This window comes from Clostridia bacterium (assembly GCA_012841935.1).
Classification (GTDB): Bacteria; Bacillota; Peptococcia; order DRI-13; family DTU073; genus DUTS01.
In genome coordinates, this window is sequence record DUTS01000029.1 from 1 (window position 1) to 15,742 (window position 15,742).

At 37.2% G+C, this 15,742-nt stretch carries 17 protein-coding genes; 15 read left to right on the plus strand and 2 right to left on the minus strand.

Going from position 1 to position 15,742, the window contains the following annotated elements:
• Window positions 1-77: 77 nt before the first annotated feature.
• Both GX687_01630 and GX687_01635 read left to right on the plus strand, forming a co-directional pair.
• Window positions 78-554 (plus strand): hypothetical protein, encoded by a 477-nt coding sequence (locus tag GX687_01630; protein ID HHX96150.1) that lies wholly within the window; start codon window positions 78-80, stop codon window positions 552-554.
• Between the two features lie 106 nt (window positions 555-660).
• Window positions 661-2,574, plus strand: a complete 1,914-nt coding sequence (locus tag GX687_01635; protein HHX96151.1) for a hypothetical protein — start codon at window positions 661-663, stop codon at window positions 2,572-2,574.
• Between the two features lie 62 nt (window positions 2,575-2,636).
• Here the strand turns inward: GX687_01635 and GX687_01640 are convergent, their stop codons facing one another.
• Window positions 2,637-2,834: a DUF1858 domain-containing protein gene (locus GX687_01640; GenBank protein HHX96152.1), complete on the minus strand. Its 198-nt coding sequence runs from the start codon at window positions 2,832-2,834 to the stop codon at window positions 2,637-2,639.
• 127 nt (window positions 2,835-2,961) lie between these two features.
• Here GX687_01640 and GX687_01645 point away from each other — a divergent pair, with 127 nt between their 5' ends.
• The 3 genes from GX687_01645 to GX687_01655 are packed head-to-tail and all read left to right on the plus strand — an operon-like array spanning window position 2,962 to window position 5,080.
• The gene (locus tag GX687_01645; GenBank protein ID HHX96153.1) at window positions 2,962-4,149 is read left to right on the plus strand and encodes a DUF1015 domain-containing protein; all 1,188 of its coding nucleotides are present in this window, start codon (window positions 2,962-2,964) and stop codon (window positions 4,147-4,149) included.
• Window positions 4,136-4,720, plus strand: a complete 585-nt coding sequence (locus GX687_01650; protein ID HHX96154.1) for a GNAT family N-acetyltransferase — start codon at window positions 4,136-4,138, stop codon at window positions 4,718-4,720. Before GX687_01645 ends, GX687_01650 begins: the two co-directional genes overlap by 14 nt.
• Window positions 4,721-4,738: 18 nt before the next feature.
• Window positions 4,739-5,080 carry a YlbF family regulator gene (locus GX687_01655; GenBank protein HHX96155.1) on the plus strand — a complete coding sequence of 114 codons (342 nt, stop codon included), beginning with the start codon at window positions 4,739-4,741 and terminating at the stop codon, window positions 5,078-5,080.
• On the opposite strand, the gene metF is transcribed toward GX687_01655, so the two are convergent.
• Window positions 5,077-5,949, minus strand: coding sequence for a methylenetetrahydrofolate reductase [NAD(P)H] (metF, locus tag GX687_01660; protein ID HHX96156.1), 873 nt, complete (start codon window positions 5,947-5,949; stop codon window positions 5,077-5,079). The two genes, GX687_01655 and metF, sit on opposite strands and share 4 nt — an antisense overlap.
• A 95-nt stretch (window positions 5,950-6,044) precedes the next feature.
• Between metF and GX687_01665 the strand changes: the two genes are divergently transcribed.
• The 10 genes from GX687_01665 to GX687_01710 form a co-directional block, all read left to right on the plus strand.
• On the plus strand, window positions 6,045-6,857 hold the full coding sequence (locus GX687_01665) for an Asp23/Gls24 family envelope stress response protein (GenBank protein ID HHX96157.1): 813 nt from the start codon (window positions 6,045-6,047) through the stop codon (window positions 6,855-6,857).
• 47 nt (window positions 6,858-6,904) lie between these two features.
• Window positions 6,905-7,795, plus strand: a complete 891-nt coding sequence (locus tag GX687_01670) for a DnaD domain protein (protein HHX96158.1) — start codon at window positions 6,905-6,907, stop codon at window positions 7,793-7,795.
• Between the two features lie 12 nt (window positions 7,796-7,807).
• A complete protein-coding gene (locus GX687_01675; GenBank protein ID HHX96159.1) occupies window positions 7,808-8,758 on the plus strand; it encodes an ATP-binding protein in 951 nt (316 codons plus the stop codon).
• A gap of 4 nt (window positions 8,759-8,762) precedes the next feature.
• Complete coding sequence (locus tag GX687_01680; GenBank protein ID HHX96160.1) at window positions 8,763-9,686, plus strand: M20/M25/M40 family metallo-hydrolase; 924 nt, start codon at window positions 8,763-8,765, stop codon at window positions 9,684-9,686.
• Between the two features lie 43 nt (window positions 9,687-9,729).
• Complete coding sequence (locus GX687_01685) at window positions 9,730-10,269, plus strand: small multi-drug export protein (GenBank protein HHX96161.1); 540 nt, start codon at window positions 9,730-9,732, stop codon at window positions 10,267-10,269.
• Window positions 10,270-10,498: 229 nt separating this feature from the next.
• On the plus strand, window positions 10,499-10,936 hold the full coding sequence (gene mraZ / locus GX687_01690; GenBank protein ID HHX96162.1) for a division/cell wall cluster transcriptional repressor MraZ: 438 nt from the start codon (window positions 10,499-10,501) through the stop codon (window positions 10,934-10,936).
• Between the two features lie 10 nt (window positions 10,937-10,946).
• The gene (gene rsmH / locus GX687_01695) at window positions 10,947-11,882 is read left to right on the plus strand and encodes a 16S rRNA (cytosine(1402)-N(4))-methyltransferase RsmH (GenBank protein ID HHX96163.1); all 936 of its coding nucleotides are present in this window, start codon (window positions 10,947-10,949) and stop codon (window positions 11,880-11,882) included.
• A 22-nt stretch (window positions 11,883-11,904) separates the two neighbouring features.
• On the plus strand, window positions 11,905-12,426 hold the full coding sequence (locus GX687_01700; GenBank protein HHX96164.1) for a hypothetical protein: 522 nt from the start codon (window positions 11,905-11,907) through the stop codon (window positions 12,424-12,426).
• Between the two features lie 19 nt (window positions 12,427-12,445).
• Window positions 12,446-14,608, plus strand: a complete 2,163-nt coding sequence (locus GX687_01705) for a stage V sporulation protein D (GenBank protein HHX96165.1) — start codon at window positions 12,446-12,448, stop codon at window positions 14,606-14,608.
• Between the two features lie 23 nt (window positions 14,609-14,631).
• On the plus strand, window positions 14,632-15,742 hold a 1,111-nt coding region (locus GX687_01710), incomplete at its 3' end, for a UDP-N-acetylmuramoyl-L-alanyl-D-glutamate--2,6-diaminopimelate ligase (GenBank protein HHX96166.1).

The window sequence follows — 15,742 nt, forward strand, 5'->3', positions numbered from 1 at the left end:
AAGAATTTATTTAAAAAAAGTGCCAAGGAGGGTGGGGGTAAAAGGTAAGATAATTTTAGCTTCCGGAGGTTTGAGGAATGACTCAGCGTGATTTCAAAAATATTAGGCGGCGAACTTGGTTTGAGTTTATTGTTGTGGTCATGTTGCTTGCAGTTGTTGTTTTGTTTAGTGCTTTTGAGTTATGGCGGATTCAAATTCAATCGGCTTGGGAGGCTGATTTGTCCACATTAAAAAATATAGTTAGAATAGCCGAAGTTTATGCACAATCGGAAAATAAAGTATTAAGTGGGGTTTCGGTTTATGAATTAATTATTGGTGATTTAATAGAAGATCAAGCACTTAACCGCCGTGCTTTTTATCAATCTAGGGGTACACGAAAATCTTATAGTAATGGTCGTGAAAGAAAATTAAGTGAAATTTGTACAGAGGAAGGGGTCTCTAAAATTTTTTTCAATGAAGTGACGGGGAATGTAAGTAATCTAGAAGAGTTTGTGGTTTCGATAATTGGTTTGCCGCCAAATGTTAAAAATGTTGATGAATACTTAAGTAGATGATAATTGAACTACATGAAGAAAGTATTATTTTCTAAATTTATGCAGGATATTAGCAAAATAGGGCGAATTTACTAATTGTATAATTTAGCATGAGGGGGCTTGAACATTGAGTGAATTAGTTAAAGTTATTGGCATAAAAAAAGAGAATTGTATAAATTGCCATCGCTGTATTGCTGTCTGTCCAGTTAAATATTGTAATGATGGCAGTGGGGATTATGTAGAACTAAATGATGATATGTGTATTGGCTGTGGAGCATGTATTGAAGTCTGTTTAGAAGCCCATGATGGTGATAAAAATAAAGTTGCTCGTTATCCTTTAGATGATCTACAAGAATTTGAAGCTGGCTTGGCCTCTGGACAAGAAATAGCGGCTTTGGTTGCTCCTTCGGCTTATTGTAATTTTGATGCAGCTCGTTTAATTACTGCTTTAAAATCTATGGGTGTACAAGCGGTTTTTGATGTTTCTTTAGGGGCGGAAATAACCGTAGCTGCTTATCAAGAACTTTTAGCTTCTGGGAAATTTAAATTACCACTGATTGCCCAGCCCTGTCCGGCTATAGTTAAATATATAGAAATTGAACATCCGGATTTAATTGGGCATTTGGTACCTAGTGGTAGTCCGGTACATGATGCTGCTGTTTATATTAAAGAAAAATATCCACACTATACTTTGGCTTTTATTTCTCCCTGCTTGGCTAAAAAACGTGAATTCGAGGATAGTAAAATTATAAAATATAATGTCACTTTTCAGTCCTTGGAAAAAATGTTTCGCCGCAATGGTTTGCAATTGGAAAGTTTACCTAAAGGTAGTTTTGATGATTCTGTGGAAGCGGAAATTGCCGTTAATTTTTCGACTCCAGGGGGACTAAAGGAATCATTTTTATACTGGTTTCCGGAAACAAAGCCGCAAATGATTACTAAAATCGAAGGACCACTTGTTTATGAGAAATATTTGGCTGATTTGGAAAGGGATGTTAAGTTAAATAAGGCCCATTTGCCTTTGGTTGTAGATATTCTTAATTGTGAAAAAGGTTGTAATATGGGTCCGGGAACAATTAATCATTATGATTCCATTGATTGGATAGAAGGGAAAATAGCTGAACGGGTGGAACGTAAAAAAAATAATCTTAAAAACAAGCGAGCACTGCGTCGATTTTTAAAAACTGTCGTAGAAAGATATGATTTTAGTTATACTCATTATCGGGATTTATCAGCCAATTTTAAAATCAAAAAACCTACGGAAAATGAATTGCGGGAAATTTATCAAAGGATGCATAAAGAAACCGATGATGATATGCGTAATTGTAGATCTTGTGGTTATCGCAGTTGTTATGATATGGCTGTAGCTATTTTTAATGGTTTAAATAAACCGGATAATTGTTATTTATATCGTGAAAAAGAAATTCTTGCCGAGAAAAAGATGATCGAAGAATCGATTGCTTTGGCGGAAAGAAATAAGCAATTATTTGAGGAAAAATCAATCGAAGCTGAGCAAAGTGCCCAAAAAATTAAGGATATTTTACTTCAGGTTTCGGAAATGTTTGAGGAGATTACACAAAATGTGGATGAAATTTCCTCTAGTTCGGAAGTTACTTTTGAGAAATATTCTTATATCATTGACAGTATTAGTAATTTTGAACAGATTTCTAATGAAGTGGTAGAGTGTACACGTGATTTAGTTCCTATTGTTAATACCATTGGGGAAGTAGCTGATCAAACCAACCTTTTGGCTTTAAATGCTGCTATTGAGGCCGCACGGGCCGGGGAAAAAGGCCGCGGTTTTGCCGTGGTGGCAGAAGAAATTAGGAAATTGGCTGATAAAACTAATGAAGAATTAAAGAAAATTAAACCTTTTGTCGAGGAAATTATTGACCGGGTGGAATTGCAGAATCGGGAAACTAATAAAGTTAAAGACCAATCAGAAGAATCCAAGCGGGTTACAGGTTTAATGAATGCTGCTATTCAAACCTTAGAAAGTCAAATGGAAGATATTTTGGAAAAAATAGAGCAGCTTGATTAAAAAAGGAGTGTGCATGGAAATAAAAAAATGCTGCCTTGTGTGTGCAGCATTTTTTTATAATCTTATTCAGCAATGACTTTGTTTAAATCTTTGAGTAGGTCATCTACATTAATATTATGGGCTGCGGCCCCTTCGGCTAGGGATTCATAACGGGCAATTGCACAACCGAAACAGCCCATGCCGTGTTTCATAAATATTTCCGCAGTTTGTGGATGTTCTTGGACAATTTTGCTAATGGGCATTTCCCTGGTAATTTTCATTAGATCACCTCCTTGGGATTATTATGCTATAATTAAGGGTAAAGAGCAAATTTTCGCGATTGCTATCTAGGGAAAATTAACATACAATTATAATTGTCTATTTGAAATAAGAAAAGAGGGAAAAGTAATGGCGGAAATTACAGGATTAACGGGTTTAAGGCCGGTTGGTGAAATGCTTTCAAAAATAACTTGCCCACCTTATGATGTTATTAAGCCTGCTTCTCCTTTGGAGAAATTATTACGGAAAAATAAATTTTCTTTATATCATTTAACTTTAGGTAAAGAACCACTTGCAGCATTACAATTTCTCAAGGAAAAAGGATATTTGTTAGTAGACCAAACTCCTTGCTTTTATGTTTATGAACAAGTTTATAATTCTCAAGTAAGGCGGGGTGTATTGGCTGCAGTGGCTGTTGAGGATTATGCTGGTGGTCAAATAATCAGACATGAAAAAACATTTGATGATAAAGTCAAGGGCCGTTTGGCTTTAAGGCAAAAAACAGGTTATACTTTTGAACCGGTTTTTTTATTCACTCAGGCTGATTTAAGGACAGTATTAGATAAAATTGTTTCCCTTTACTCCCCTGAAGCTGAATTTGTTTCTGATTTTATGGGAGCTTCGGAATTACATGGGATAAAGAATAGAATTTTTCGTGTGGAAGAAAAAAGCAGGGAAGGATGTTTATTAAAAGATGTAATAGCTTCACAGGCATTATATATTGCTGATGGTCATCACCGTTATCATGCTTCTTTGCTCAATCAGCAAACTCATTGTTTGGCTTATTTATGTGCAGCTGCTGATGCTCCAATTTTAGCTTATAATCGGGTGATTAATGGTCTAGTCAAATTTGCGGAAATTAAAGATAAATTACCTTTGCAAGTGGTTCGGGAGTTTAAAACACCTCCTAAACATCATTTTTCACTTTATACCCGGGGAAATGCCTATTTATTACCTGCTCAAAAAGTTCCTGAGGATGTAGTGGGACGCTTGGATTGTCGTATCTTGGAAAAGGAATTATATCCCCATTTGGGTTTGACTGCAGATTTAATTAGTGATCCGGCCTATTTTGATTATTATGCGGAAAACGAATTAGCTGAAATGAAGGACTGTGTAGATAGTGGTAAATATGATTTGGCGGTGGCCTTGGCTCCGGTTTCCATTACAGAATTAATTGCGGTGGCAGATGCGGGAATTCAAGATCCTCAAATAGTAATGCCAGAGAAATCTACATTTTTCGCACCAAAAATTCTTTCGGGAATATTTATTTATAAACATATAAGAAAAATAATGGGGTGGAATTATGTGGAAAGGTAGAAAGATAATTTTTCGTCCATTAGTGGCCCAAGATGCACAGACATTACAAAAATGGTATGTAGATCGTGATTTTCGTCTAGGCTATAATGAGTATGCCAGTGTTGATCTGGCTGCAATTCGTAAGGAAATTACTTCTTTAAAAGGATGTCTGCAAGATCCGCGGGTGGAAAAAGTAGTTTATTTGGTGCTTAGAAAAAGTGATCAATATCCTATTGGTTTGGCTGGTCTGCGTAATATTGACCGCCAAAACGGTAATGCCGAAATTATTTTGGGTATTGGGGAAAAAGAAATGCGTTTAGCCGGTTATGGTGTTGATATTTTAATCCTCTTATTGGATTTGGTTTTTTATCAATTAGGTTTAGAAAAGGCTTATTATACTATTAATGATAATAATAATTTAGGTTTACGCAGTGCTTTGAGTTTTGGTTTTATTTCTGAAGGTAAAATGCGCAACCAAGTTTTTATAGATGGACAATATGTTGATTTGTGGGTTTTAGGTTTACTTAAAGAAGAATATGAGGCTTTACCGATTGTACCTAAATGGAAAAAACGTTATTCGGCTAAATTTTAATAGGAGTAGGTGAGAAAAATGGTTCATGATCAGGCACATCAATTGGCCAGAGCACTAAAAGCAAGTCGTGAATATAAAGAATTCAAGGCTGCACGGGAAAAATTGGAACAAAATGAAACTAGCCTGAAAATCTTTTTAGATCTTCAGGCTAAACAACTTGAACTTCAAACTACACAAATGTCGGGGAAAGAGGTATCTCCCGAGAAAAAAGCTGAGTTGGAGAAAATAGTTGGTTTATTGGAATTTCATCCTACTGTACAAAAATATTTACAAGCTGAATATCAATTTTTTCGGATCATGGAAGATGTGCATAAAATTGTAAGTGATACTCTTGATTTGCGTCCTTTAAAAACTGATTAAAAAAGATGAGCTATTTCCTTGACAATGCGCAATACTATTTCGGGACGGTTCATACTGTAAAGATGAATACCATCTACACCCCAAGCTAAAAGATCGATAATTTGATCTACGGCATAAATAATACCTATTTCTGGCAAGATGGTTGGTTGATCACCGTATTTTTCCAGAACCCGAGTAAATTTAGGGGCTAAAGTAGCTTTGCTTAGAGTTAAACAATGTTCAATCTGTTTCTTGCTTAATAAGGGCATTATTCCGGCCGTTACGGGAATATTAATGCCTATTTTTCTAATTTCATTCATAAAGTTATAGAAATACTCGTTGTGGAAAAACAGTTGGGTAATTAAAAAATCTGTTCCTTTGTTTACTTTTTCTTTAAGATAACGGATATCTTGTTTTAAATCAGGACAAGCAATATGTCCTTCAGGATAGCAAGCTGCAGCTATGCAGAAATTATTTTCGGTTTTAATCTGTTGGATAAGATCTTGAGCATAGTTATAATGTAGGGGTGAGGGAAATTTAAAATTTTTATCTTGCGGTAGGTCTCCCCTCAAGGCCAAAATGTTTTTAATTTCATTATTTTTAAGATCGCTTAACAAGTTTTCAATTTCTGTTTTGGTAGAGGAAATACAGGTTAAATGAGCTAAAGATTCAATTCCATATTTTTTCTTAATTAGGGCGGCAATTTCTACGGTTCGATCTTTACTACTACCACCGGCTCCATATGTAACACTAATGAAGTCGGGTTTTAGATGTTTTAAACTTTCAACAGTGGTGTAAATTGTTTCCAAAGGACTATCTTTTTTGGGTGGAAAAATTTCAAAAGATAAAACTGGTCCTTTTTTGGCAGCAAAAATATCTTTAATGTACATAATTTTGATTCCCCTTAAGATTGATTAAATTGACTTTATTTTAATATAATTGTTACCTACTGTCAATCTGAGGTCAAAAATGAGGTGGCTAAAGAATGCGGATTTATGCTTTAGTAGGTCCAAGTGGTACGGGAAAAAGTCATCGGGCTATGTTGGTAGCCCATCAAGAAGATATTGAAGTAATTATTGATGATGGTCTCTTAATTAAAAATGGACGTAAATTAGCTGGTAGATCGGCTAAAAGGGAAGCGACAACCTTCGCGGCGGTGAAAAGGGCTATTTTTTTAGAGGCAGCACATGCTGAGGAAGTAAGATCGTGTTTAAAGGAATTGCAGCCGGAAAAGGTGCTTGTTTTGGGTACTTCCTTACATATGATTAATCGTATTGCTGCAACTTTGGAACTGCCTTTCCCGGTTTGTCTTATTCGTATTGAGGAAATAGCGACACCTCGAGAAATTAAAATGGCCCGGGAATTACGTACAAATCATGGTATGCACGTTATTCCCGTGCCGGCAATTGAATTAAAGGCGGATTTTCCGGGCTATTTGCTTGATTCCTTAAAGTATTTTTTGCGGCGAAAAAATGATGCCCGCCGTAAAATTGGTGAAAAATCTATTTTAAGGCCTAAGTTTAGTTTAAATGGTAAATTAGCAATTTCCGAAACTGTAATCATGCAATTGACTTCACATTTTGTTTTGACTTTACCGCAAATAGAAAAGGTAAATCGAGTGGAAGTTGATTTACAATCTGAAGGAGTTGTTTTAAATTTGGAAATTACGGCACGTTATCCGGCCAATTTGCCGGATTTGGCACAGCAAATCCGGCAAACAGTTCGACTAAATCTAGAGGATTTGACAGGTTTGGTAGTTTATGCTGTGGATGTCTTTTTTAAGGCTTGGGAGTATTAGTTAAGGAGTGATTTTTTGTGCCAAAGGGTGACTGCTTTATTTGGTTAATGGAAAAAGGTCAGGTTGCTCTGCCACTTACTCTTTTGGATAAGCGGCAGGAGCTGAATTTAGCACCAGAAGACCTCGGCTATTTATTATTGGCTTTGGCTGCTTGTAAAGAGAACATTTCTGTGGAGGAATTGGCCCAAAACCCTTGGATTAAATGGAGTTTAGCACATGGTTGGGCTTGTTGGGAAGGGAAAAGAATTTCCTTTGCTCCTTTATGGCGTAATTTATATTTGCTTTGGGAAAAAGAAGAAAAAGCTAAGACCTCCCATGTTGTATGTGAGCAATTTGAATATGGGAAAATTATTAAGTGGTTAGATCAGGTAAGGGGTTCTCTATCAGTAACTTTAAAAGAAAAGCAAATTTTGCAGGAATTTAATTTGAAATATGGCTGGTCGACAGACTTTATTTTAATTTTTCTGCAATTGTGCTTTACTCGCGGGCAAAATATTCCTCGAAAATATCAGCCGATTGCTAAAAAAGTGTATTTGCAGGGTATTCAAACCATTGATGAGTTAGCGGCTTTTATGAGTAATTTAGATTGGATTTATTATCAAGTTAGTGAAGTAAAAAAATGTGTGGGACAATATGGGGGGGTTACTACTCCACAACGGGAAATGTATTTAAAATGGACTAATCAATGGAAATTTAGTCATCAAGTAATCATGCGGGCCGCAGAAGAGACCGTGCGCACTAATAATCCTAGTTTCAGATATATTGACGGGATTTTAAAAGATTGGTATCAAAAACAGGTGACCAATGTCAGTGAGGCGGAAAAGGCTTTACGGGAGCATGACCGGCAAAAACCTCAAAAAGTAGTGAGAACGACTGGAAGAAAACGTATTAGTCGAGTAGATCAGCGGGATTGGGAAAAAATATTGGGTATTGAATAGGGTGATTAGGAGATGTCAATTGTAGATCGTGCTTTACGCCGGCGGAAAAAAATTGCCGAATGGGAAGCAAATCTAGAGGAACTTTATAAAAAATATCCGCGTTTGGGAGAAATTGCCCATTTATTGGCCCAAATTTCCCTGGAAGTGGTTTATTTGCAAATGGGACAAGGGAAAATGGGTCTTACTCTGGAGGAATTAAATAAAAAAAGAACGGCTTTACTTAACGAAAAAAAGGCTCTTTTTGAAAAATATGCTTTACCAGAAAATATTGAAGCCGTCAAGTGGGATTGTCCTCTATGTGAAGACCGCGGTTTTTTGAATGTTGGTGAAAAATGTGCTTGTTTATTGGCCGAAGAAAGTCAACAGCGTTGGGAATTGAGTGGTTTGGGGCCCCGACAAAAAAAACAAACTTTTAATTCTTTTTCTTTGAAATGGTATGAAGATAAAAAACGTTATAGGACTATTTTAGAGGAATGTGTCTCTTTTGCCGAAAATATTTGTCGAGGTAAAGCTGTGGACAATCTTTTATTATGTGGGAATATTGGTACTGGAAAAACACATCTCTGTAGTGCAATCGCCAATTATGTTCTACAGGCTGGCATTAGTGTCGCTTATTTAAAAATAGGTATATTAATGGATTTAATTCGGGAAGCTAAGTATAATTTTGACTCACAAGTGGTTCGGCCAATAAATCGTTTACAATCATTATATCAGGTTGATTTGTTAATCATTGATGATTTGGGTACTGAAGTGGTCAGTGATTTTGTCCGTGAACAATTATTTTATTTAATTGATGAACGGCTTAATTTTCATTTGCCTTGGATTATTAGTACTAATTTATCACTTAACGAGATTGGCACCCTTTATGAGGATCGTTTAAGTGATCGTATCTTGGGTACTTCCACGGTTTTAAAATTTACTGGTGCAAGTATTCGACAGCAATTAAAGGTATTAAGGGGTTGAAGTATTGAAAAGGTTATCCCTAATTTTTCTTTGTTTAATTTTATTTACGGCCTGTGGTCTGGAAAAAAGTACTCGGATTATTGAAAAGGAAAACAGTTTTCGACCGCAAATAAAAGAACATTTAGAGATTTTGTCTAGTGAGAAGTTTGCTGGTAGGGAAGCCGAGACTGGTGGGGAAGCTATAGCTGCCTTTTATATTGCTCAGTTTTTGCAGGAACAGGGTTTAACTCCGTGTGGAGATGCTGCAACCTATTTTCAAACTTTCACAATTAATGGATATCGTCCCTTTAGGCAAAATGGACGTATGATTTTTAAAAGTGATCCTTCACTATCTTCGCAAAAAAGTGCCAATGTTTTGGGCCTTAGGGAAGGGGAAAGTAAAGACATAATTATTATTAGTGCTCACTATGATCATTTGGGTATTATTGATGGACAGCTTTATCCTGGTGCTAATGATAATGCTTCTGGAGTAAGTGTGGTTTTGGAAATTATTAATGGTTTGGGAAAACGAAAAACGGCTTATACTATGCTCTTTGCTTTTTGGGGGGCTGAGGAAAAGGGGCTTTTGGGTTCTCAATATTTTTGTGAGCATTTGCCTTTTGAGCGGGAAAGAATTAAAGGTGTAATTAATTTAGATTCGGTAGGTAATTTAAAAAAGCAGCAGCTTTTAGGCTGGTTAGGTGAGGAAAACGAAATAACTAATAAAATTATTGCCGGTTTGGAAAATGAGGGTTGGACAATTACTTGGGAAAAAAATCGGAAACATAATAGTGATCATTTTTCTTTTGCTCAAAAAGGTATTCCCGGGTTTACCCTACTTTCCCCAACTTGGTTGGTTAAAAACCACACATCTGCAGATGAAATTCAACAGATAAAAATTAAACCCCTGGAAAATTTAGTACTAGCTTTGCTTAATATTTTACCGTAAATCGTATATAGTTAATTAGGAAATAATAAATGGGGTAAAAGCTGTGTTAAATCAAGACTGGTATCTCTTTTTTTTATCTATGCTTCCCTTTACGGAATTGCGGGCTTCAATTCCTTTGGGAATCGCTTTGGAAATTTATCCTTGGCGCGTATTCTGGATAGCGGTGGTCGGTAATCTAGTTCCCGTTTTGCCTATTTTATGCTTTTTAAGACCACTAGAAAAATTCATAAATCGGCTGCCTTATCTTGGTAATTGTTTACAGGCTTTTTTGGCTAGTATTCGACACAGGGGAGAGAAAATAAGTAAATATGGTTTAATTGGCCTTTTATTATTTGTTCTTATCCCTTTACCAGGTACTGGTGTTTGGACAGGTACACTTTTAGCTTGGTTGTTCGGTTTTCCTTATTTTGCTTCTTTTTTAATGATTAGCTTAGGTGTGCTGGGGGCTGGTCTTTTGGTTACCTTGGCTAGTTTAGGTGTTTGGCAAGCAGTACGGGTTTATGGCCCAGAAATCTTTTTTATATTTTGTTTGGTGTTTTTAGCCTGGTTTATCTTTTGGTTATATTTACGTCGAAGTACTTAAATAACTGCAGGTCTGCTAACAGGTTATTAAGGGGAACTTAAGGTAAGTTCCCTTTAATTTTTGAGTCCGGTTGTCTGAATATTATGCCTATATTAATTATTTTCTCTAAAAGCAGGAAATATTAATTTGAAGTAGAATATAGTGGTGAGTAATGGAGTAAAAGGGTATAATGTGGAGTGAAGTGGAGTGAGTTTTTCCCTTTATGGAAAGAGGGGGAGGTGAGACAGTCGTGTTTACCGGTGAATATCAACATACTTTGGATACAAAAGGGCGGTTTTGCATGCCGGCTAAATTCCGGGGTTCTTTGGGTGAGCGTTTAATGATTACCAAAGGTCTTGACGGCTGTCTCTTTGTTTACACTAAGGAAGAATGGGCAGATTTGGAGGAAAAATTAAAGCGTCTTCCTTTTACTAATAGTCATGCCCGTGCTTTTGCTCGTTTTCTTTTTGGAGGTGCGGTGGAATCTGAAGTTGATAAACAGGGACGGATTTTGCTAAACAGTCATTTGCGGGAATATGCCGCTCTAAAAAAGGAAATTGTAATTATTGGAGTGGGAACACGGATTGAGATTTGGAGTAAGGAGAATTGGGAAACATATAGTGAGGATACTGAGCAAAATTATGAAGCACTAGCTGAAAAAATGGTTGAATTTGATTTGGGATTTTGAGGTGGTGTAAATGAGTTTTCAACACCAACCAGTTTTACTACAGGAAGTAATAAATTATTTAAATCCAGTCCCGGGGATGGTGATCCTTGATTGTACTTTAGGTGGAGGGGGACATGCTCAAGCACTTTTATCTAGGATTTTACCAGGAGGCTGCTTGATTGGTTTAGATCAGGATCAGGCGGCTTTAGAGGCAGCTGATCGCCGTCTAGCTCTATTAGGTAAAGCTAATTATCAAATAGTTCATGCTAATTTTAAGGATTTGGATCAGGTGTTGCTTTCTCGACAGGTTGATGGAATTCTTTTTGATTTGGGTGTTTCTTCTTACCAATTAGATCAAAAAGAAAGAGGTTTTAGTTATCAAGAGGATGTTCCTTTAGATATGCGGATGGATCAAACTACCGCTCTTAAGGCTTTTGATTTGGTGAATGAGGGCAGTTTGCAAGAGTTAACGAAAATTATTGGGGAATATGGTGAAGAAAAATGGGCTAAACGAATTGCTTCTTTTATAGTGCAGGCTCGTAAAAAAAAATCGCTTCATACTACAGGTCAATTGGTGGAAATTATCAAACAAGCCATTCCAAGTGGAGCACGTCGGCAGGGACCTCATCCGGCTAAACGTACTTTTCAGGCCTTGAGGATAGCTGTAAATCAAGAACTGGATGTTTTAGTTCCGGCTTTGGAAAAAGGACTGCAAGTTTTGAAGCCTGCCGGTAGAATGGTAGTAATTACTTTTCATTCTTTGGAAGATCGTTTGGTAAAACGTGTATTTCAAAAGTGGGTAAAGGCTTGTACTTGTCCGGCGGATTTTCCGGTATGTGTCTGTGAAAATCGTCCACAGGTAAAAATATTAACGAAAAAACCGGTAATTCCTTCGGTAGAGGAAATTGAAAAAAATCCGCGGGCCCGCAGTGCTAAATTGAGGGCTGTGGAAAAATTGGACTTCTAAAGGAAAGGAAGGGTGAATAGTTTTGGTAGTGGCCAGAAAAAAAGCGGCAGGTGCGGAATATGATTTTTCGTTAAATACTGCTTCACCTAGACAAAAAAAGCGGTTGGTAGTTCACAGACGTACACGTTCCTTTCCTTATTTATATTTGTTTACTGGTCTGGTGATCTTGTCTTGTTTATTTGCTACAGCTTTAGCTCATACTTTTGTTAAAGCCCGTTTAAGTTATTTAAATTGGGAATTGGATCAAGTTAAAATGGAGAATGCTATTTTAATGAAAACCTTAGAAAAAAAGAAATTAGAAATTGCCGGTGCTAAGTCATTGGAAAAAATAAAGGCTTATGCTATTCATGATTTAGGAATGATTGAGCATCCCCAGATAGAATATTTGGCTCTTCATAATTTTTTAACAGATGAAAAAACTGAATCAATTTTTGAGCTTGAAACAGCTGCAGGTCATTTGGCAGAAGGGGAATTGAGAAAAAATATTTTTCGCACGCTTTATGATGTAGTTGCCCTACACGGTAGTTTTTTACGTGGGGAGTAGGCTCTTGGGGTGATGGGGGTTGTCTCTTTCAATAAATACTAAAAAAAGAATTTTATGTTTGTTTTGTTTTATGATCACTTGTTTAGTCTTTTTGGCCGTGCGTTTGGTATGGCTGCAGTTAATTAAAGGTGAGGAATTACGGCAAAAGGCTTTTGCGGTACGCTTTCGTAATGTAGAGGTCAAGGCAAAACGGGGTACGATTTATGATGCTCAAGGTAGACCACTGGCCATTAGTGTTAGTTCTGATTCATTTTATGCTAATCCTGCTGAAGTAAAAAGATCAAAACGTGATCAAGAAATTGCTCAAATTGTGGCTGAAATTTTAGAACTTGATCCCCAACAAGTTTGGGAGCAAATTACCAAAGAGCAAGCTTTTGTTTGGATTAAACGTCATGTACCTGAAGAACAAGCATTAAAGTTAAAAGCCGCTAAACTCCCCGCTGTAGGAGAGTTTGCGGCGACTAATAGCCTGCCGGGGATTAAATCAGTCGAAGAACCAGAACGTTTTTATCCTAAAGGACAACTTTTGGCTCAGGTATTGGGTTTTGCGGGTATTGATCATCAGGGCTTGAGCGGACTTGAAAAAACATATGAAACTGTTTTAAGCGGAATTCCCGGTACGATTATGGTCGAGTATGATAACCGCGGACGTGAAATTCCCGATGCTCTCCAAAAATATATTCCACCTGAAGATGGCCACAGTCTTTATTTAACTATAGATGAAACAATTCAATATTTTGTCGAACGTGAACTTGATGAGATTATGCAGCTTCATCAGCCCCAAAAGGCGGGTATTTTGGTAATGGAACCAAAAACAGGTCGTATCTTGGCTATGGGCATGCGCCCTACTTATGATCCCAATAAATACGGCGAATTCCCACAAGCAACTTGGCGAAATTTTTTGGTTTCTGATGCTTTTGAACCTGGTTCTACTTTCAAGACGGTAACTGTTGCGGCAGCTTTAGATGAAGGGGTTGTTAAAGTTAGTGATCGCTTTTACTGTGGTGGTTCTGCTCAAGTAGGAAATCGTCGTATTAGTTGTTGGAAGGCTTCTCATGGGAGTCAAAATTTTGTAGAAGGGGTGCAAAATTCTTGTAACCCAGTTTTTGTTACCGTAGGTTTGCGAATGGGTAAAGACATTTTTTACCGCTACTTAAATGGCTTCGGTTTTGGGAAAAAAACAGGAATTGATTTGCCTGGTGAGGCCGCGGGGATAGTTTTGGGTAAAGATAAAGTACAGGATATCCATTTGGCGACCATGTCTATCGGGCAGACTAATGCTGTGACTCCACTGCAATTATTAACTGCATTTGCAGCTATGGCTAATGAAGGCCAATTAATGAAACCACAAATAGTTAAGGAAATAAGGGATAAAGATGGTCAATTGATAAAAACCCTCGAACCAGAAGTAGTGCGGCAGGTTATTTCCCCGGAAACAGCCCGTGAGGTTATGCGTATACTAGAGAGCGTGGTTGAGGAGGGTACCGGTAGAACCGCTTATGTGGAAGGTTATCGGCTGGGGGGTAAAACCGGAACAGCTCAAAAAATCATTCCTGGTGGAGGTTATTCCTCTACAGATTATATTGGTTCTTTTATGGGTGTGGCCCCCGTAAATGATCCCCGTTTGGTCTGTTTAGTAATGGTTGATACACCACAGGGTATGTATTATGGTTCACAGGTGGCAGCTCCGGCTTTTCAAAATATTATTCGTGATAGCCTGCGTTATTTACAGGTACCGGCACAAATTGAACCCGAAAAATTAGCTAATAATTTAAAGAGTGTGGAATTACCTAATTTAATAGATTTAGATGTTAAAAAAGCCGTGCAAATTTTGGAGGATCACCATTTAAAGGCAGATGTTTTGGGTCGGGGAAATAAAGTAAAGGCTCATTTGCCTTTACCCGGAACTAAAATGTTAATGAATAGTAAAGTAGTTTTATATACTAGTGTTCCGGCAACAGAGGCTCAACCGGAAACAGTGGTTGTTCCAGATTTTACCGGGAAAAATATTGTGGAAGTAAGGGAAGAGGTTAAATTACTACAGCTGAATTTTGAAATACAAGGTAGTGGTTTAGTCTGCAGACAAGAACCAGAACCCGGGCTTCAAGTACCATTGGGTAGTACTATTAAGCTTTATTTGGAAAAAGAAGCAAGTGGTGTTTTATCCCCAATTGGTCCATAGGCGGCAATAGGGAGGGAGAACCTTTGAACCTGCAAGAATTAATTAAACATACCGAGGTAGTGGCCTCTAGTTCTAATTTAGATATAGAAATAACAAATTTGGCTTATGATACACGGGAAATTAAGCCTAACGCACTTTTTGTGGCTGTTCCCGGGTTTAAAATAGATGGACATCAATTTATTAAAGAAGCATTTCAAAAAAAGGCGGTGGCGACAATTATTGAAAAAAGTGAATTTAGGTCCCCAAATTATGCCTGGATAGAGGTTCCCGATAGCCGCAAGGCTTTAGCCGATATAAGTAGTGCCTTTTATGGTCAACCTAGTCATTATTTAAATGTAATCGGTGTTACGGGAACTAATGGGAAAACAACGACTACTAATTTGATTACAGCTATTTTAGAGGATGCCGGTCATTTGACAGGTTTGGTAGGTACCATCCATAATCGTATCGGTAATCAGACATTACCAGTTAGACATACTACACCTGAGGCTCCTGATTTACAAAGATTGCTGCAATTCTTTTTAGCTCAACAGGCTGCCTATGGAGTCTTGGAGGTAAGTTCTCATGCTTTGGAATTGGAAAGGGTAAGAAAAACGGAATTTGATTTAGCTGTTTTTACCAATCTTTCCCCGGAACATCTTGATTTTCATGAAAATATGGAAAACTATTTAGTGGCTAAAGGTAAATTGTTTAGTAATTTAGGATTTCGAGCAGCAAAAAAAAGAAGAAAATTTGCCATTCTAAATCAAGATGATCCTTATAGTCAATATTTAGCTGATTTAACTAGGGTACCCTTTATTACTTATGGTTTACAGGAGGGAGCTGATGTACAAGCTAAGGAAGTAAAGGTTACTTCAACAGGGGTAGAGTTTATTCTTCGGTATACAGATCAGCAAATTCCGGTAAAATTGCAATTAATGGGCTTGTTTAATGTTTATAATAGTTTGGCGGCAATTGCCGTAGGTTTGGTAGAAGGTATCCCGATTAAACAAATTATTAATACTCTGCAAAAAATCAAAGGTATTCCCGGTCGTTTTGAAAAAGTAGGTAAAGGTGATCAGTATACGGTTATCGTGGATTATGCACATACACCTGATAGCTTGGAAAATTGCTTGCAAACTGTTCGCGAATTTG